A 21,575-nucleotide genomic window follows, 5' to 3' on the forward strand; every position below is an offset into this window, starting at 1 on the left:
GATGGAACAACAGGTTTAGCTAAAACGGTTAGTCCTACAACAACAACTTCATACACGGCTACTTGCACAGTTGGCACTGCCCCATGCGCGGGAACAGGTACAGCAACGGCCACCGTCACGGTTACGCCCAAGCCGACACCCACACCGACGGTCAACAGCCCAACGATTTGTGCTGGTCAATCAGCAATCTTGACAGTTTCAAACTGTGCTGGCTCGGTTAGTTGGAACGATGGAACAACAGGTTTAGCTAAAACGGTTAGTCCTACAACAACAACTTCATACACGGCCACTTGCACAGTTGGCACCGCCCCGTGCGTGGGAACAGGTACAGCAACGGCGACCGTCACGGTTACGCCCAAGCCGACGCTTACCATTGAAACGACTGGTTGTTCAACCGATTTAACCACTTATTCAATTTCATTTACGAGCAATGGTTCTGTGGTATCGGATAAAGGGACTATGTTAGCCACTACTATATCGGGTATTCCATCTGGTCAAACGGTCACTTTAACTGCAAGCTTGAATGGCTGTACGACTGTATTATCAGTCAATGCACCGAATTGTAATTGTCCAAGCCAACCTATTGCCCTCGTACCATCTCAGGTAGTTTGTAAGGGAAATTCTTATCCTAAAATGGAAGCAAGCATAACGGGTTCAGGGACAATAGAATGGTACAAAACGAATACCAGTACAGAAATATTAGCAACAGGTACTACATTCACCCCCACGGGAATAGTGACAGCCAATGATAGCTTCTTTGTTGCAGTAAAGCCTACTGATTCCTCTTGTCCTCTAATGAATCGAACTAAAATTACTATTACCACACAAACTTGTCCCGATAATGTCGATGTAGCCTTGAAGAAGTATATCAATAAGAAAATCGCAAAAATAGGTGACGAACTGACTTATACGTTAGAGGTATTTAATCAATCGAAAGTAGGTGCAACGGGAGTAGAAGTAACGGATAGTATAGCAACAAGTATTCAGTTTTTGGCTGGAAGTTTTGTGGCAAGTCGTGGTAATGCGACTATAAGTGGAAATGTGATTAAGTGGATTATAGGCGATATTGCAGCTAATGGTGATACGGTAAAGCTATCCTACAAGGTAAAAGCAGTAAGTGAAGGAGTCCATTTCAATACAGCCGAAATATGCAAAACCAATGAAAAAGACATAGATTCAACCCCCTGCAATAATAAGGAAGAGGAAGATGATCTTGATCGCCAATGTTTTAGTGTTCCAATTAAATTATGTGCTGGAGAAAAAGTGCAGATGGACGTAGCTTTGAGGTATACGGAAGTGAGCTGGTTTAAGGATGGCCAGGAAATTATTTCTTGGAGAGGGCGCAATAGTGTCTTGGCTGAATCAGTAGGCACATATACCTTCACATCCACTAATGTAGCGTGCCCTGTGAGTGGTTGCTGCCCTATTATTATTGAGCCTGGCGATAACTGCTGCCCTGTGCAGTTGTGCATTCCACTTACAGTAAAAAGAAAAAAGAGATAACTAACTAATCGGTATATTTAAAGCTCCTGTTGACGTTGTTAAGAGGAGCTTTTTACTTATTATGAAGCTCTTTCTGATTTGATTAATAGTATTTTCTTTTTTTGTATTTGCAAATACGTTTTACACAATTCCCTGATTCTCATATTGTCCTGCTCCCCTAAGCCGCTACCAAATTAAAGTAGATATTTTGATTTTTGTCAATAAACTGTTGTGGGGTTAAATACCCCAGAGCTGAATGGGGTCTATCAAAGTTATAAGAGTTCCACCACTCGTCCAAATCCTGCTGAACCTCTTGTACTGTTTTGAAGTATTTCAGGTTAAGACACTCTTTGCGTTGCGTACCATTCAAGCGTTCTACAAGCCCATTTTGAGTGGGTTTACCCCGCTGTGAAAATCTAATTTCAATGCCATTTTCTCTTGTGAATTTTTCTAAGATGTGGCTGATAAATTCAGGACCGTTGTCGCATCTGATATACGCAGGCTTGCCTTTTTGAGCTATCAACTCCTGTAAAAGTTTCACAAGTTTTCTGGCCTTTATACTTGTCGCAGCAAACGATAGAAGTACTTTTCTTGAGCATTCGTCAAGCACATTTAAAATTCTTACTTTACGCTCATCACTCAAAAGTACATCGCTTAAAAAATCCATAGACCAGCCTTGATTTATCTGTTCTGCCGGCAACGGATTTATGGCTACTCTCTTTATCTTCTTACGTGCTTTGGGACTTCTTAAATTTAGCTTTTTAGCCTTATAAACCCTATAAACACGTTTTTTATTCCACGTTTTAGCTTGATTACGGCACTAATAAAACAATAACTTAAAACCCCAATTGGGCTTTTCTGCGGCTTTGTCTTGCAACATCTTTTCTATTTCGCCATCTTCGTTTTTGCGTTTACGCTTATAGTACAAACTTATTCTTCGCTGCCCTAATACCCGACTGCATCGCCTCACGGAAACCTGCTTTTCTACACTAATTTGCCTTACGATTTGTTGATGGATAAAAGGGGCTACAACTTTTTTAGGAGTTCATACCCCTCCTTGAGTATGTCGTAGTCAAGGCTTTTGTCGGCTAGTAGCTTCTTTAACCTTGCATTTTCTGATTCTAACTCTCGCATGCGCTTGAGCTCGTCTGTACCCATACCCCCATATTTACTTTTCCAATTGTAGAAGGTAGCTGGTGAAATACCATGTTCGCGGCATACATTTTCTATGTTCTTGTCTTTGCCTACGCTACCCAATATCGCTAAGATTTGAGCTTCGCTAAATTTAGTTTGTTTCATTGTTTTACCATTTTGATTGTGAAAATTAAGAAATTCCCTCCAACTTTAAATGGTTACGTCTTGTGGGAGCAGGACAATATAAATTATATTTTTTTCTTATCTTTTGATTGACTTTGCTACTTTTGTTCTTTAATACTAAGGCAAATAATGAAAAACTTGATTATCTTATTCATAATGGTATTTTTTTTACAAATAAGCTTTGCTCAAAAAACACCTACAACCATAACTGGTTGGCAACAAAAATTACAAACAGCCAAGCATGACACCACTAAAATGGTTTGTTATTTAGAAATAGCTAATTTACAAATTAGAGCAGATAGTATTTTTTATTATGTTCGGAAAGGACTAAATATAAGCAAAGGATATCCCAATCATATTATTAATGCTAAATTGTACAATGGTTTAGCTATGGCTTATGACCGATTAGGAAAATCTGACTCCGCTGCTTATTATTATGACCAAGCCTATCAAATAGGTTTAAGATTGAAGGACGACAAACAAATTAAATATGCACTTTTCAATAAAACTTTGTTGTGTAAATCGTCAGGACAACGCATAAACGAGTTACAACAAATACTCAAAAAATACAATTTTTTACAATCTAGAGCTTACGATAGGTTATTACTCTTTAGTATCTATACTAATATTGCTCAAGATTATATTACATTAGAAAACCTTAATAAAGGGAAAGAATATTTGCAAAAATCTCGAAAATTTATGATTTCTTTTCGAGACTCTGTCTATTATAATGTTCAATACTCAGTACTTTTATCATCTGAAGCAGACCTTTTTTACAAAAGCAATACTCCATCCATTACTCAAACCTTTTCCGAAAGGTATAAACCTTTTTTAAATGAAGCAGAGAAAATTGCTTCTATCAAAAAGAACGAGTTATCATTAAGTATGATGTCGGTAGTATATGGAAATTATGCTACTATTTTAACCCTTGAAAAAAAATATAATGAGTCTAATTACTACATCAATAAAGCTACTGTTGATATAAAAGTATTACCTGAAATCATTTTATATAATAAATATTATTCGTTGGGAAAAAACTACGTAGGGCTGGGTCAAATCAAAAAAGGGCTTATGTATCTAGAGAAATCCTATAATTTTTTTAAAAACTCTCAGTTTGATGACAAAGAATTTAATATATTAGAGAACATGGCTATGGCCTATAGTAAACTTGGAAAAGTCAAAAAAGCAAATGAATATTTAGTAAAAGCATTGAGTATTAATAAAAAATATAATAATAACCAACAACAACAACTAAGCTTAGAAGTAGAAAAACAACTCGAACTTTCTGAAAAGCAAAAAGAAATAGCCTTCCAAGAATTCCAGAACAAACTCAAAGACGAACGTATCAAGATAGAACAGCAGCAAAAATATATGTTTATTGGACTTTCAGCTTTAACCATTTTTCTTTTGGCTTGGGCGCTTAGTAGTTATCGAAAACAACGTCACCTAAGGCGCCTCTTAGAAATACAAAATTATTCTTTAGAAAAGAAAACGAAAGAACTTACCGATGCAAATCATGTCAAAGATAAAATATTTGCTGTATTGGGGCATGATTTACAAAACCCTATCAACGAACTAAAAGCGATATTGATGTTATTTAATTCTAATGCCATTACACCATCAAAACTAAAAGAATTTATGATACCACTTGCAAACAAAATAGAATCAGTTGAGGGGATGTTAAATAATCTTTTATATTGGTCACTTTTAGAATTAAGTTATCAAAATAATAAGCGTCATTTAGTAGATCTTAATCCTATCATTGAAAGAGTATTACAACAGTTAAAAAATAACGTTGAAGCAAAATCCATTAACATATTGTTGGAATTAAAACCAACCGAAGCCGTAGTAAATGAAAAGGAAATAGAAATTGTATTGCGTAATTTACTCTCTAATGCCATTAAGTTTACCCCCATAAACGGTACTATTTTAATAGAAAGTGTAAATACCAATAATCAAGCAAGCATTAATATAAAAGACTCAGGTATTGGTTTGCCAGAGTCTTTTAATTATAATACGCGCTTCCCAGAAACTCAAAAAGGTACATCTGGTGAGAAAGGAGTAGGATTGGGTCTAAAAATCTGCAAGGAACTAGTTTTAAAAAATGCGGGTGAACTTACCCTTAACAGTACTCTTGGTGGTACAACTGTATCTCTACTCTTTAAGTAAAGAGCTTAAATTTTTACTCATCAATATGTTTGTTCTTATCAAATAGCTGTAATAATCCTTCAAATTGAGGTCGATATGATTTTCCAATTGGGATAGCTATCTTTCCAATCCAGATATTTTTTGTATCTATACTAGTAATTTTTTTTACGTTAACAATGTAAGACTTGTGTACTCGTATAAATTTTTGAGAGTCGAGTTGAGTATTTAAAGATGAGATAATTTCATTAACAATATAAGGTACTTCGTTATAAAAAATTTTTGAGTAAATAGTAAAGGCTTCTATATAATCTATTTCATTTAGATTAAACCTTTGTAATATTCTACCCATTTTTACAATAATAAAGTCATTATCCAGAAAGCTATGATTACCAAAGTTTATAGATAATGCTCTATTTACAGCCATTATAAATCGCTCAAAAGTAAATGGTTTTACTAAATAATCTACCGCTTTTCCAATTTCGTAACTATCAACCGCATATTCTTTATGCGAAGTAGTAATGATAGTAGGTGGAAGATTGGAAAAACTTCGTAACAGTTCCAAACCTGAAATATCAGGTAATTCAATATCTAAGAATACTAAGTCTATTTTTTCAGAACAAAGGATATCGACGGCTTCAGAGTACGTTTGACAAGTCTTAACTAGTTGAAAAAGTGGCATCTTTTTTAAATAACTTTCAAGCATAAAGCTAAATACTTCACTATCCTCAATGATTAAACAGTTTCTAATGTGCATAATTTAAAAAGTTAAGATAAATTGATATTCATAAAAAATGTGCCAAGAAATCAACAACTTACCTAGGACATAACGCCAAGGATTATTTTTATGTATCAAAAAGGTCTGTTTATGTGTATAAATTAATCTTTTTGTGTAAAAAAAATGCTTTTTTGTATAATAACAAAAAAAGAGACAACTATCTTAAAGTATTTTACATATTTGACATGCCTATATTATTGACTTTTGTAAAGTCAAAATAGATATTTGGTGTTATTATTTTAGATATTGGTGATACCTTATTTATAAATATCAAAATTGGACTTCGATTTGTAGTGGGGGTATAACATACATACTTAGTACCCTACACGATGAACGTTTTTTTTAACCTAAAGGCATTGATAAAAATGCCATTAATCTCACTCTACCTACTTCTAACGGGGTGTTATACTGAATCTAAATATACGTATTCAGCAACATTATTATGTACCATTGGAGCATCTTCTACACCCAAAGGTATTGATTCTTTACCTATGCCACATCATCGTGAAGGTACTGGTAATAGTCATTTAACAATTTCTACTATCCATAAAGATGCCCAAAAGTGGTTTGACCAAGGACTGAATTACTTGCATGGGTTTTGGTACTTAGAAGCCTATCGGGCATTCAAAGAAGTCATTAAATACGATTCTACTTGTGCCATGGGCCATTGGGGTTTGGCAATGTGTGCCCCAGGTTTTGGGGGAAATGAGCCCATCTGGCAAAATTCTATCAATAAAGCACTCAAACTTCAAGCTTCTTGTACACCCTTTGAAAAAGATTTGATAGAAGCTTCGGCTGTATTGGTTAATGGTGGCATTGCAAAAGCCCAAACACCATTCAGAAACCTTTACAAAAAGTACCCCAATCAACCCGAAGCTATTGCATTTGCTGCCATCATTCTACGTCAACACGATAACGCAACTACACAGCAAGAAGTAAAACAGCTTCTTGAAAATTCGTTCAAAAAATATCCCAATAATGCAGCGCTAATGCATTATTATATCCACGTAATGGAACTACGGCCTGACTTCGCTAAGGCGTTTTCTGTTACTGAAAAAATGCTCAAAATTGGCAAAAACTCTCCACACCTGTCACACATGCCAGGCCATTTGTATTATCTGGTTGGTAACTACGAGAAAGCTGCCAAGGTTTTTAATCAGACTCGAACTCAAGAATTGGCCTACCACAAAGCTGAAAATATCCCCCTCTCTTCTAACCAAAACTACATACATAACTTACAATTTTTGGCAGTTGCACAGGCTGAACTTAACGACTACAAAACTGCTTACAAAACAGCCAAAGAATTAGCTTACATAACGCTGAGTAACAAAATCCCTAATACTGGAGCCGCCCAAATGCTACTATATGAAGGACGAATTTTACCTGCTTTGGTAGCCATCCGCTACTGGCAATGGCGAGATGCAAAAGATGAACTTAATTTTTGGCTGCATACCCCAGATGCCCCCATCACCAACCCGATGGTACGTATTTATCTGCAAGCTATAAGGGCTTATGTACAAGGTATGGCATCAATAACTCCCAAAGAAGGAAATACCCTCGTTTCAGCAAGCAAAATGGCACAGGACGAGATTGCCATTGCCAAAGGAGCCGAACTTACCCAATTGATGCAACAGTTTGAAAGGGAAGCAATGAAGTATCAACAAACAGCAGAGTTCAAAAGTATCAACGAAACCTACGATATACTCAACATGGCTCGCTACGAACTGGCGGGTTGGATAGACAACCTTAATGCTTCAAAACCCTTCAATGATGCGGCGTGGCAGGAGGCCATCAAACTGCAAAACCTAATAAAGTACGACGAACCACCCCGCCTAATGTACCCCATAGAGGAGAGCTTAATTCGGTTGCATCTCTACCGAAACGACAAGCAAGCGGCTTTGCAAGCTCAAAAGGCAGCCCTCAAGCGGAGACCCAATAGCAAACTAATTTTAGACTTAATATAACATAACAACTAATTTTTAAAACTAACATGATACAATCAAAAAAACGCCCCAACGATGGGCTGAATTTAAAACCCTGGTACAACCTCCTCGTAGGCATTGCTCTGCTTTTTTCTACCCAAGCCAATGCTCAAGTTATGCTATATGACCTCAAATATGCTACTCAAACATATACCTTTTTAAGAGGAGACCCTAATCAAAAAACAGGATTCGCTAGTGCTAGTATTCAGCAAGCACACATCTGGATGCATTCCACAGGTAATAGTTCTGTGTTTCTAACACGAGGTGCTAATGGACTCGCAGCAGATGGGACAGGTACGTGGGTTGCCCCTACAACGGCTATATTACAGTCATATAGTTTCATCACTAATACTTATAGTTCAGTATCATCAGGTCCAAGTCCTTTATTTTTGGGCAAGTTTTTTTCTGTTGGAAATGGCAACTTTATACTTACAGGTGTGGGTACATCGGGAATATGTAAATATACACAATCTGCTGCTGTATCTCCCACAAACCCATCGGTTTTGACTGTTATCAATGCAGGTGTAACAGGCTTATCAGCGAGTTCGTTTAATTACGCCAGTTTTGCTGATGGAAGTGATGTTTATTTTCATCGAGGTGCCCCTTACGAAGATATGTTTAAGTACAATGCTATTACCAATACGGTTAGCCCTGTTACTACCCTTTTAACTACGGGCAATGCCACCAGTTCGTCGGCAAAGATAGGCAATGCTATCTATTACAAAACGCCAACAGGACCTTTGTATAAGTATGACTTAGTCACCCAAACTCACACAAAAATCCAAGCGAATTCGGATGCTATAACTCGAAATTATATGGTTACTGACGGGCAAACTTTATATGCATTACCAGTCGATCTTTCACAAACATTGTACGACTATAATTTTTCAACGAATACATGGAGAGGTCTTGCAACTTTCCTTCAAATGTCTTCAACCAATAGGTTAGTATGGAATGGCACTTCTACCGTACCCGATGCAACAGCCTCGGTAATATCGGCTACTTGTACGGGTACAAGTACCAACAGCAATGCCCAACTTATACTAAATTCTTTTGCTAATGTTACCAAAGTTGGATATAGCATTGGTAACACCTATACGGGGCCTGCTTTTGCTTCGGCAACTACACTGACCACTGCCCCTTTTACCGTAGCAAGTACCTTGCCCAATCCTACTGTAAATCAGCCTTATACCATACGAGTTTTTGCTTCGGCTACGTCTTACATAGATAAAAAGGTGTTGATTAGCCCTATCAACTGTACGGCAGCAGATTTAAGCCTGACGGTAGCAACAGCAACACAAACAGGCAATAAAGGCGAAACGCTGACCTATACTTTTACGGCTACCAACAGTGGGCCAAACGCTGTAACCGATGCCATAGCCAATATCAATATTCCGAGCAATGCAACCCTGCTAAACGCCAACCCCAGCCAAGGAACTTATACCGAAAGTACCAAACAATGGAACATAGGGGCAATAGCCAATGGCGGTAGCAAAACACTCACGATTAGTGTAAAGGTCAATTAATAATTATTCATCATAACATTTTAAAGTGTAATTAATTTTTAAAACTAACATGCTACAATCAAAAAAACGCCCCAACGATGGGCTGAATTTAAAACCCTGGCACAGCCTCCTCGTAGGCATTGCTCTGCTTTTCTCCACACAAGCGAATGCTCAAAAAATTGGAACTTATCATTTGAGTAATAGTACTTATCACGGAGGTGATTACCTCAGGCAATATACCAGAGGTGTTCCAGATAATCTTCCGATAGGCCCTAATGTTGTCAATTATAAAAACGACATAATGTGGATGAATGGATATAAGGGTACTTACTTTGCAACACGAGGAGATAATGGAACAGATGGATCAATTGCAGGTTTAAGTACATGGACAGCCCCTACAACAGCTGATTTAATAAAGTACACTGTCGGCATTGGATGGAGTAACGTTTCATCAAGTACAAGCCCTTTGTTTTTAGGCAGGTTTTTTTGTATTGGAAGCAACACTTTTATACTTACAGGTGTAGGGACATCAGGAATATGTAAATATAGTAGTACTTTAGCTGTATCTGCCAGCAATCCATCGGTTCAGACCGTAATCAATGCGGGTGTAACAGGCTTAACAGCAACTTCGTTTAACTATGCCCAGTTTTACGATGGAACTTATATTTATTTTCATCGAGGTGCCCCCTACGAAGATATGTTTAAGTACGACCCAGTTACCAATACCGCCAGCCCTGTTACCACCCTTTTAACTACGGGCAATGCCGCCAGTTCTTCGGCAAAGATGGGTAATGCTATCTATTACAAAACGCAAACGGGTCCTTTGTATAAGTATGACTTAACCACCCAAACCCACACAAAAATACAAGCTACTACGGATCTTATAGTCCGACGTAGTATAGATACTGACGGTCAGTATTTATACGCTCTACCAAGTAATGGTACTAACACAGTATATGACTATAATTTTGCAACAAACACTTGGAACGAAACTGTAAACGCCGTCTCAATTTATTCAAATCAAAGGCTTGTATGGAATGGACTTTCAACCTCACCCACCGTAACAGCCTCGGCAATATCTGCTACTTGTACGGGTACAAGCACCAACAGCAATGCCAAACTTGTGTTAAATTCTTTTGCTAATGTTACCAAAGTTGGGTATAGCATTGGTAGCACCTATACGGGGCCTGCTTTTGCTTCGGCAACAACGCTGACCACTGCCCCTTTTACCGTAGCAAGTACCTTGCCCAATCCTACGGTAAATCAGCCTTATACCATACGAGTTTTTGCTTCGGCTACGTCTTACATAGACAATACTGTAATAATTAGCCCTATCAACTGTATAACAGCAGATTTGAGCCTGACGGTGGCAACAGCAACACAAACAGGCAATAAAGGCGAAACGCTGACCTATACTTTTACGGCTACCAACAGTGGGCCAAACGCTGTAACCGATGCCATAGCAAACATCAATATACCGAGCAATGCAACCCTGCTAAACGCCAACCCCAGCCAAGGAACTTATTCTGAAAGCACTAAACAATGGAACATAGGGGCAATAGCCAATGGGGGTAGCAAGACATTGACGATTAGTGTAAAGGTAAATTAAATTTTAAACAAACATTATTATGAAAACAATTATATCAAAACCTAACACCCGAAACGCTAAGTTTCTATGGGCATTCTTTTTGATTTTATTCATCACGCATCATTCATCATTTATCACGTCAGCCCACGCCCAAGCCTGTGCCTCTACTACGCCCTCAGTTTTGGCAAAATGGACTTTTCAAGAATTTACTGCAAATGCACAGTGTAACGGTGCTATTCAAAGAAGTAATGCTGCATCAAGAATATATCCTGTGTTAAAGTCTGATGCTTATGTTTATTGCCCAGACATCAACTCGGGTTGTGGACAGGCATTATTAGGTAGTACGGGGCATACAAACACAACTGATTTTTCCAATGCCCTTTGTTTAATGAATTTTTATTATGTAGAAAGTCTTATTGGTGGAAAATTTTGTACTGGAATTCCTTGTAATGGATATGACCCTAATAGTACGGTTTGGAATCCAGCTATTCCTGCCAATATATACACAACCTATATTATACCCCAAGGTAAGTATGGCTGTTTGAGTAGTTTTAGTTTGAAGATATCAACGCCAAACTCAACTACGCCAACCTTTGCAAAACAAGGTGTAGCAGTGTATCGCAATGGTGTACAGATTTATAGCCAAACCCAAAATATTACAAAGCCTCATGAGGTAATGACATTTACATTTCCAAGTACAGCAATGTTTTGCTCTGATGGCTCTAAAGAAGTAACGTATAAAGTTGTTTTTGGATTGGTTGAACGTTTAACAGATTTTAAAGCAGGTCGCCCAACAGGTTATGATGATATAACAATTAATGGTACTTGTGGCAGTAACCCAAGCCCCATTGCCGCTGTAACCCCTGCTACTTGTAGTGCTACTGGAGCAAATAGCGATGGTAGAATTAGCGTAGTGCCTGGTTCTTTTGCAACTACTTACAAAGCTGCTTATAGCAAAGGCAGTACTTATACTGGCACTGCCACCTACGCCAGTGGTAGCACTGCCATACCTATAACGGGTACAGTAGATGCCAAACTGCCCAACCCAGCTTCGCCTCAAACTTATACCATGCGGATATTTAGCCCTACGTGCTATACAGACAAAACCGTAACGCTCAATCCTGTTGTTTGTCCTGTTACCTGTAGCTCGCCTACGGCTAAGGTTGCCGCTGTATTGGCTACCTGCACAGGTACAACAGCCAACAATAATGCCCAAATTGCCGTTACTGGTGTAACTTATGGCGACAAAGTAGCCATATCGACAGGAGCAACTTATACAGGTACAGCCACCTATACAACTGCTACGCCCTTAGTGTCGGCAGCATATACTTTTACAGGTTTGCCCAATCCTGCTACTAACCAAACTTATACCGTTAGGGTATATAATGGTAGCAATACTTGTTTCAAAGATTTTCAGGTAATACTTGCCAATAAAGACTGTACCCCAGTGATAGCTTGTACATTTCCAGATGGTACTGTAAATGCAACCCCTGCTACTTGTACGGGCGGCATTGCCAATAGCGATGCTCAAATCAATGTGTCGGGTGTAAGCAATGGCGACAAAGCTGCCTATTCGATAGGGAATACCTATACAGGTACTACTACTTACGCTACGGCTACGGCATTGGTAAGTGGAGCAACCAACTTTACGGGTTTGGCAAACCCAGCGGCAAACCAAACTTATACGGTTAGGATATACAACGGTAGCAATACTTGTTTCAAAGACTATCAGGTAATACTTGCCAACAAAGATTGTGCTCCAGTAGTACCTTGTACATTTCCAGATGGTATAGTAAACACAACCTCAGCCACTTGTACGGGTAGCACTGCCAATAGCGATGCTAAAATCAATGTGTCGGGTGTAAGCAATGGCGACAAAGCAGCCTATTCGGTAGGGAATACCTATACGGGTACAACCAATTACGCAACGGCTACAACATTGGTAGGCGGAGCAACCAATTTTTTAGGTTTAGAAAACCCAGCGGTAAGCCAAGTTTATACCGTTCGTATTTTCAACGGAAAAGATAATTGTTACAAAGATTTTCCTGTTACTATCAACACCACAATATGCGTACCTACTTGTACCACTCCGACAGGCACTGTAACGCCTACCCAAGCTACTTGTACAGGAAGTACGGCAAACAGTAATGCTCAAATAGCAATAACTGCCGTAAGCAATGGTGACAAAGTAGCTTATTCGATAGGTTCTGTGTTTTCGGGCAATAATTATAGTGCGGCTACTGCCTTAGTGGGAGGTGCATACACCTTTACGGCATTGCCCAACACAGTAGGTGGACAAATTTATACCGTTAGAATTTACAACGGTTCGGATGCCTGTTATCGAGATTATAGCGTTACCATCAACGAAAAAATATGCGTACCTACTTGTACTACTCCCACAGGTACTGTAACGACTACTCAAGCGACTTGTACAGGAAGTACGGCAAACAGTGATGCCCAAATAGCCATAAGTGCTGTAAGTAATGGCGACAAAGTGGCTTATTCGGTAGGTTCTGAGTTTTCGGGCAATAATTATAGTGTGGCTACTGCCTTAGTGGGAGGTGCATACACCTTTACGGCATTGCCCAACACGGTAGGTGGAGAAATTTATACCATTAGAATTTACAACGGTTCGGATGCTTGTTATCGAGATTATAGCGTTACCATCAACGAAAAAACCTGTGTGCCAGCCTGTACCAGACCCACAGGCACTATAACCCCTACCGATGCCACCTGTACGGCAGGTACGGCAAATAACAACGCCCAAATAGCCATCACTGCCGTAACCAATGGCAACAAAGTAGGCATTTTTGCCGATGATATTTATACAGGCCCAGCCTATTCGGCAGCCACAGCCTTAGTGTCAGGAGCATATACTTTTACGGCACTTAGCAACCCAACAAGTGTAACAACTTATACCATCAGGGTATTCAATGGCAATGATGTTTGTTACCAAGATTACAATGTAAACATCAACTCAACTACTTGTCCTGTCCCAATACCACCTTGCGTTCCACCAATAGGTACAGTGCTTACGGCTACACAAGCTACTTGTGGAGCATCGGGCATGACCAATATAGATGCTAACGTGGCAGTAACAGCCGTAACAGGTGGCGATAAAGTGGGTATTTCGGCAGGAGATTCTTACACAGGCGTATCTTATGACAAAGCCGTGGCTTTGGCGGCGGGAGCTTATACATTTACAGGCTTGCCCAATCCCTCAGGAACACAAGTTTATACAGTAAGGGTTTTTAATGGAGCAGACGATTGTTTTACAGACGAGACAGTAACACTCACAGAAAAAGTGTGTGGAGCTTGCCAAACAGCTTGCGGAAGTATTTCGTCAGCCTTGGCTACCGATGCCGTGAGTAGTAATAATACTGCTTGTTTTGCGATTTGTTTGGGTACACAAAATATTGACCTTAAACTTACAGCAGGTGTAAGCCCTACTGCGGGTAGTACCTGTGGTAGTACAGGCACAGATTTTGTTTGGACATTTACCCTACAAAATACAGGTACAATGGCTGCTACCGATATTCAAGTAGCTGACCTTATGCCCGATGGTTTGACATTTGATTCTGCAAACCCAAGTGTAGGTACTTATTCTCCTGGTTCAGGTTGGTTAGTGCCGAGTTTGGCAGCAGGGGCATCAGCTACGCTTACGGTTACTACCAAAGCATTGGTAGCAGGTACGTATAAATATACTGCCGAAGTAATGTCTGCCTCACCGCTCAATGACCCAAACAGCACCCCTGCTAATGGTGTAAGCACCGAAGACGATTACAGTAGTGCTACTGCCACCGCAACAGGCAATAGCTCACCTACTATCAGCAAGGAGTTTAGCCCTATGCAAACGAAGGCTAATACACCAGTACGTTTGACGATTAAAATTACCAATAACGAACCTACACCTGTAAGTCTTACCCAAGATTTTATAGATGTATTTCCAACAAGTCCTGTCGGAGGAACGCCTTCTGCAATGGTAGTAGCAGCTACGCCAAATTTGAGCAGTAATTTAACAGGAGTAATTGCCACCGCAGGAGGGGCAAGCATCAAAATACCAAGTGGAACAGTGCTTCTACCTGGGTTAAACCAAATATCAGTAGATGTTATTGTACCAAGTGATGGTATGTATTGCAATGATATTGCCGTAGGAAGTCTGAAAACTACCATGGGTAATAACTGTTTGGCAACTGAGGCTTGCGTAATTGCTAGTAGTAATTTCCAAATTCCTCCAAGTATCAAAAAATCATTTAGTGTATCAAGTGTCAATACCAATACCAATGCGACACTGACCATCACCATTCAAAATCAAGACCCTTTGAACTTTACTCTCAGCGAAAAATTTGTGGATTATTTACCAACAGGTTTGATTTTGGGTGGAGCTACTTCGGGTACTTGTCCTAATATCAGTACATTCGGTAGCACCGACCAAGTGGGTCTTACAGCAGGGGCGGTTATTCCGACAGGTTCTTGTACCATTGTTGTGCCTGTAAAGTCTGCCACAGCAGGAACTTACTGCAACAGAATTGGATTGAACCAACTTACGGGTACAATCGGTACATACGAAAATATTGGTAATCAAAATATTGCAGAGGCTTGTTTAACCGTGGTAGCTGCACCATGTGCCGCCATAGATTTGACAAGTATCACACAAAGCCCAATTGGGAATATTGCCCCTAATGCTACGGTAAACTTTACTACTTTGGGTACAGGTATTGATGCCACAAAAACAGCATTCAATTGGTCGAACAGTTCGATAGGTGGAAGATTTAATCCACAAGGTAATACTGCAACTTGGACAGCCCCAACAACTGCGGGTGTTTATACCCTAAAAGTAATGGGTGATAATCAAGTAACAGGTTACGGAGCTTGTAAAGATTCGGTAACGTTATCTATTACAGTGACGCAGGCTTGTACACCGCCAGTTGCTACCATTTTACCCAAGATACAAACGATTTGTGTTGGAAGTGTAGCTGCTGCTTATACGGTTAGCCCAAGCACAGGTGTAGAATACACATGGTATGGCCCATTAGCTGATACCACCAATAGTTTAGGTACAGCCATTGCAAGTCAAACAACGGCAATGTTTACGCCCTCAGGAACAACCTTAACCACAGCAGGCACAAAATATTATGCCGTAGTTGTGAATAATACAGGTGAGGTCACGTGTGCTGATACTGCATTTGTAAAATTAGTTATCAATCCCAAACCAATAATCGCAGATAATTCTGTCACAATATGTGCAGGAGAGTCAGTCGATTTAACTTCTAAAATTACAAATTACAATACGTATTTAAGCCCAGTGTGGACAGTAGGAACGGCGAGTGGCACGGCGGTCACGACGCCAAGTTCGGTGAAACCGACAGCAACGACGACCTATGTGTTGGTGGCCCAAAATGCAGCGGGTTGCAAAGACACGGCCAACGTGGTAGTGACGGTGAATCTGAAGCCAATCGCAGGCACTGACCAGACGTTGGCTTGTGCGAATGCCGCGACGAATACGCTGACAATTTCAACGACGCTAGTACCCAGCCCCGCGGGGGGGGCGTGGGCACAGCTAGGAACAACTCCAGCAACGGCGACGATTTCGGGCAATAACGTGACAGACATGAGCGTAGCAGGCACGTATCAGTTTGTGTATACCTTGAACGGATGTAAAGATACGGTAGCAGTGACGGTGTCACCTTGTGCTGGATGCGTCAAACCCGATGCGGGAGCCGATGCAGCCTCGGTATGTCAACCGACGTCGACGGCGAAGTTGACGGCGGTGACGGCAGGTGGTACGTGGGCACCGATAGGTAGTCCAGCCAACCCAAGTGCAGCGACGATAGATGCGAGTGGCAACATCAGCGGTTTGAATGCGGCAGGAACGTACAGGTTTGTGTACTCGGTGACGGGTGGTGGTCAAACGTGTACGGACACGGCTCAAGTGATTGTCTTGGCCAAGCCCACGATAGCCGATGGTTCTGCGACGATATGCGCGGGCGAATCGGTGGATTTAATCTCGAAAATCTCAAATTACAATACATATTTAAGTCCAGCGTGGACAATAGGAACGGCGAGTGGTACGGCGGTCACGACGCCAAGTTCGGTGAAACCGACAGCAACAACGACCTACGTGTTGGTGGCCCAAAATGCAGCGGGTTGCAAGGATACGGCCAATGTGGTGGTGACGGTGAATCCCAAGCCAAGCGCAGGCACTGACCAGACGTTGGCTTGTGCGAATACCGCGACGAATACGTTGACGACTTCAACGACGCTAGTACCCAGCCCAGTGGGTGGTGCATGGACTCAGCTAGGCACGACCCCCGCAACGGCGACGATTTCGGGCAATAATGTGACAGGCATGAGCGTAGCAGGCACGTACCAATTTGTGTATACCTTGAACGGATGTACGGACACAGTAGCAGTGACGGTGTCGCCTTGTGCGGGATGCGTCAAACCCGATGCGGGTCCTGATGCGGCCTCGGTATGTCAACCGACGTCGACGGCGAAATTGACGGCGGTGACGGCAGGTGGTACGTGGGCACCGATAGGTAGCCCCGCCAACCCAAGTGCAGCGACGATAGATGGTAGTGGTAACATCAGTGGCTTGAATGCGGCAGGAACGTATAAGTTTGTGTACTCGGTGACTGGTGGTGGTCAGACGTGTACGGACACGGCCCAAGTGGTGGTGTTAGCCAAGCCCACGATAGCCGACGGTTCTGCGACGATATGCGCGGGCGAATCGGTAGATTTGACGACAAAGATTACAAGTTATGGAACGTATTTAAGTCCAGCGTGGACAATAGGAACGGCGAGTGGTACGGCGGTCACGACGCCAAGTTCGGTGAAACCGACAGCAACAACGACCTACGTGTTGGTGGCCCAAAATGCAGCGGGTTGCAAGGATACGGCCAATGTGGTGGTGACGGTGAATCCCAAGCCAATCGCAGGCACTGACCAGATGTTGGCTTGTGCGAATACCGCGACGAATACGTTGACGACTTCAACGACGCTAGTACCCAGCCCCGCGGGAGGTACGTGGACTCAGCTAGGAACAACTCCAGCAACGGCGACGATTTCGGGCAATAATGTGACAGGCATGAGCGTAGCAGGCACGTACCAATTTGTGTATACCTTGAACGGATGTACGGACACAGTAGCAGTGACGGTGTCGCCTTGTGCGGGATGCGTCAAACCCGATGCGGGTCCTGATGCGGCCTCGGTATGTCAACCGACGTCGACGGCGAAATTGACGGCGGTGACGGCAGGTGGTACGTGGGCACCGATAGGTAGTCCAGCCAACCCAAGTGCAGCGACGATAGATGCGAGTGGCAACATCAGCGGTTTGAATGCGGCAGGAACGTACAGGTTTGTGTACTCAGTGACGGGTGGTGGTCAGACGTGTACGGACACGGCTCAAGTCATCGTTGATACTAAACCAGTAATTACAGTTGCCAATGGTTACCCATCATGTCGTCAAAACGGCACTGCTTATTCGATTAAATTTGTGGCAACGGGTGGTGTAGTCAGTACAGTACCTACGTTAACAGTAACGGGCGATAGCATCACAACTATTCCATTGACAACCTCTTCGATAAAACTCATCATTACCAGTCCAACAGGATGCAGAGACACCCTCACAGTCAACGCACCTATTTGCGACAAACCCGTAGGAAGCATCGGAGATTTGATATGGAAAGATTTCAACAACAATGGTGTACAAGACCTGCCCGCTGAAAAAGGAGTTGCAGGCATCAAAGTCAACGTGTACGCTGCTTTGGGCGGAACTAAAACAGGTTCAGTACTTCAAAGTAAAACCACGGCAACCGAAGGGGATTACCTCTTCACGGGTTTGTTGGCAGGCGATTATGTCGTTGAAATCGACAAAACGAGCTTGAACGATACTTGTGCTATTTCAACAAAGCAGAATACTGGCACTGACGATACCAAAGACAGTGATTTCAACCCAACAACAGGGTTGAGCCAAGTAATCACCTTGAGTCCTGTCTTCAACCCTACTACTCCCGCAGAGTTGTTGGCGACTAATAACTTCACCGTAGATGCTGCTTTGGCCAAAGTAGTTCTTTGTGCTAAGCCAACGCTGACCCTAGGCGGGGTAGTATGTACAGGCAATAGTACCTACAGTGTCAACTTCAGCGCAAGTGGTGGGAGTGTCACCGTAAGTGCAGGCACCCTGAATGGAAACACAATTACAGGTATTCCAGTAGGGGTAAACGTAGTAGTAACAGCTTCAAATGGAGTTGGATGCACTGTCTCGGCGACACAACAAAGCCCAAGTGATTGCTCACAAGGAAATAATTGCAGCCTACCTTTGCTAGGTGTTGGCCAACCCATTTGTAATGGAACTACTTACTCTGTGGCCTTCAATGTAGTTAATGGCAACGTAACAACCAGTGCGGGGGTGGTATCGGGCAATGCCGTAATCAGCATCCCTGTCGGAGTTGATGTAGTGCTCACAGCTTCCAATTCGCCCACTTGTAGTTCAAAAGTGGAAGTAAAGTCACCCACCGATTGTAGTAGTCCGTGCGTAAATGCCGATGTATCGGTCAGTTTACCAGTATGCGAAGTAGTAGGTGGAAGCACTTACAAAGTGAATTATCTGACTACCACAGAAACAGTAGTCACTTCAAATGTAGGGACAGTGGGTACAGGTGTAATCACAGCCATCCCTTCAGGAACAACTCTTGTGTTGACGGTAAAGAAGGCAGGTTGTCCCGACAAGGCTGTAACCTTGATGAGTAAAGTGTGCCCAGATTGTGTCAAGCCAAGTTTTAAGCTAATTACCCCAACGCAGTGTTCATCGGATAACAGCACCTACTCGGTAGTGGTAGAAATTAGTGGGAAGTTAGGGACTCCTAAGTTTAGCTCTGGTATTGCGACGGGTACTAATCCCTATACAATTTCAGGCATTCCTAATGGGGCAAACTTACGAATAACCGACAGCTTGAATAGCGTTTGCCAGTTTGATACTGTAATAGTAGGCCAAAATTGTAACTGTATGCCGAAGCTACCTATTTTACTGACGGCCAGTATGACAGCTTGTGCTGGCGATACCTTCCCGACGATGAAAGCGACGGTAGTCGGATTAGCCACAGTGGAATGGTTCACGCAATCAACGGGAGGTACAGTCGTTTCTACAGGACTCAGTTATAAGCCATCGGGTAATGTACCAGCGACAGGTGCAGCCTACTACGCTCAAGCTCGCAGTACGGACCCTTCTTGTCCCACGGCAATAAGTACGAGCCGCGTCATGGCTACCATCAATGCCCAAGATTGCACCAAGGAAGTTGACTTGGCATTGAAGAAGTCTATCAACACAAAAATTGCTCAAATCGGTGATGTCTTGACTTACACCTTGAAAGTCTGGAACGAATCCAACAGCAACGCCACGGGGGTAGAAGTGGCAGATTCAATCGCGACGACGGTACAATTTGTAGCTGGAAGCTTCGCAGCGAGTCGTGGGTCTGCAACGATTACAGGTAACGTCATCAATTGGAACGTGGGCAACATTGCCGCCAATGGTGACACAGCTACGCTGACCTACCGCGTGAAGGCAACGCAAGAAGGAGTACATTTCAACACGGCAGAAATCAGCAAAGTGAATGAAAAAGACAAAGATAGTTCACCGAGCAACGGAAAAGACAGCGAAGATGACATGGATCGTCAGTGTTTTACTGTACCTTTCAAACTGTGTACAGGAAGCAAAGTAGAAGCATCGGTACCAACAAAATACACCAACGTCCAATGGTTCAAAGATGGTGGTTCTGTGCCAATTGCTTCGGGGAATGTAGTCTTGTTGAGTGGAGTAGGTATTTACACTTACACAGCTTCTAACCAAGCTTGCCCCACAGGCGGCTGTTGCCCTATTATCATCGAAAACAGCACCAATTGCTGTCCAATTGAAAAATGCGTGCCCTTTACGATAAAGAAAATTAAGAAGTAGATAAACACACCCTAACTCACAAGAGGCTGTCTCAAAAGGACAGCCTCATTTGTAGTTATAAATAGCTTTATTGCAAAAATTAATTAATATGCTGAATATTAATTAGTTACAAAATGGTATTATTTTTATAAATATCTGATTTTCAAGTACATAAAGATATTCATGCAACAAAGCCGTTATAAATTAGAACTTTCTCAATTTAAAAATTATATTTCTCCCTTTATTAAACGAAACTTAATCTTCTTTTTGCTTCTCGTCAATTTCATCAGGGGTTAAATTATCGAACACCAGAACAAGTATTAAAGAGAATAAAAGTACTATAAACAAAGCGGAAAATAGAATGATCTAGTAATTTCGTTATTCAACAAAATGGTCCACTTTCAGGGGCGCAGTATATTACCAGTATTTAAGAATATATACTACTATACCATTTTACCAAATATTTTTTAACCAATAGTCTATAACGGCGCGCAACCTCCAACACCACTCCATCAATCATTCGTATTTCATTTATTCTTTTATACTTGGGTAATAAAATATAACTACAGTTGATAATACGCCCTTTTCGTATCTTCAAAAAATGAGAAGGCAGCTTTGGCTCATAGAATGATAAAGTTTTTGAAGCTAGTACCTGAATATTATTTTTGAGAATAAACGCTGTATAATTCCCTCGACCCTCTACTCTTAAGATTTTATCAAATGGAATCACAGTTTTATTTCGGTTTAAGTAAATAGCGGATTCTGAACAAGGGCGTAATGATGTTTGCATATTTTGAGATGTTTAATTACAGACTTATACCAGCAATCCATCTTTTTGTAATGTATG

General features: G+C 41.5%; 9 protein-coding genes and 1 pseudogene. 6 read left to right on the forward strand and 4 right to left on the reverse strand.

The features are described 5' to 3' along the window. A partial coding sequence (locus tag AC23P2_RS29720; protein WP_487776559.1) for an Ig-like domain-containing protein occupies window positions 1-1,503 on the forward strand: 1,503 nt, incomplete at its 5' end. 157 nt (window positions 1,504-1,660) lie between these two features. Here AC23P2_RS29720 and AC23P2_RS29725 read toward each other — a convergent pair. Next, window positions 1,661-2,284: pseudogene (locus AC23P2_RS29725) on the reverse strand (IS3 family transposase); the annotation flags it as partial. Window positions 2,285-2,508: 224 nt separating this feature from the next. Next, complete coding sequence (locus tag AC23P2_RS29730) at window positions 2,509-2,781, reverse strand: transposase (protein ID WP_487776560.1); 273 nt, start codon at window positions 2,779-2,781, stop codon at window positions 2,509-2,511. 147 nt (window positions 2,782-2,928) lie between these two features. On the opposite strand from AC23P2_RS29730, the gene AC23P2_RS29735 reads away from it, so the two are divergent. Then, window positions 2,929-4,968: an ATP-binding protein gene (locus AC23P2_RS29735; RefSeq protein WP_487776561.1), complete on the forward strand. Its 2,040-nt coding sequence runs from the start codon at window positions 2,929-2,931 to the stop codon at window positions 4,966-4,968. A gap of 13 nt (window positions 4,969-4,981) precedes the next feature. Here AC23P2_RS29735 and AC23P2_RS29740 read toward each other — a convergent pair whose 3' ends face one another. Further along, the gene (locus AC23P2_RS29740; protein ID WP_487776562.1) at window positions 4,982-5,701 is read right to left on the reverse strand and encodes a LytR/AlgR family response regulator transcription factor; all 720 of its coding nucleotides are present in this window, start codon (window positions 5,699-5,701) and stop codon (window positions 4,982-4,984) included. Between the two features lie 512 nt (window positions 5,702-6,213). Between AC23P2_RS29740 and AC23P2_RS29745 the strand changes: the two genes are divergently transcribed. Genes AC23P2_RS29745 through AC23P2_RS29760 form a run of 4 tightly spaced genes read left to right on the forward strand, consistent with a single transcriptional unit; the run spans window position 6,214 to window position 20,749 of the window. Further along, entirely contained in the window at window positions 6,214-7,686 is a 1,473-nt protein-coding gene (locus tag AC23P2_RS29745; protein WP_487776563.1) for a tetratricopeptide repeat protein, read from the forward strand. A gap of 26 nt (window positions 7,687-7,712) precedes the next feature. Continuing rightward, complete coding sequence (locus AC23P2_RS29750; protein WP_487776564.1) at window positions 7,713-9,230, forward strand: DUF11 domain-containing protein; 1,518 nt, start codon at window positions 7,713-7,715, stop codon at window positions 9,228-9,230. Between the two features lie 49 nt (window positions 9,231-9,279). After that, entirely contained in the window at window positions 9,280-10,818 is a 1,539-nt protein-coding gene (locus AC23P2_RS29755) for a hypothetical protein (RefSeq protein WP_487776565.1), read from the forward strand. Between the two features lie 19 nt (window positions 10,819-10,837). After that, window positions 10,838-20,749: a DUF7933 domain-containing protein gene (locus tag AC23P2_RS29760; RefSeq protein WP_487776566.1), complete on the forward strand. Its 9,912-nt coding sequence runs from the start codon at window positions 10,838-10,840 to the stop codon at window positions 20,747-20,749. Between the two features lie 406 nt (window positions 20,750-21,155). Here the strand turns inward: AC23P2_RS29760 and AC23P2_RS29765 are convergent, their stop codons facing one another. Beyond that, the gene (locus AC23P2_RS29765) at window positions 21,156-21,518 is read right to left on the reverse strand and encodes a LytTR family transcriptional regulator DNA-binding domain-containing protein (RefSeq protein ID WP_487776567.1); all 363 of its coding nucleotides are present in this window, start codon (window positions 21,516-21,518) and stop codon (window positions 21,156-21,158) included. Window positions 21,519-21,575 lie beyond the last annotated feature (57 nt).

The sequence above is a fragment of the Runella sp. R0.1_18 genome (assembly GCF_057652155.1).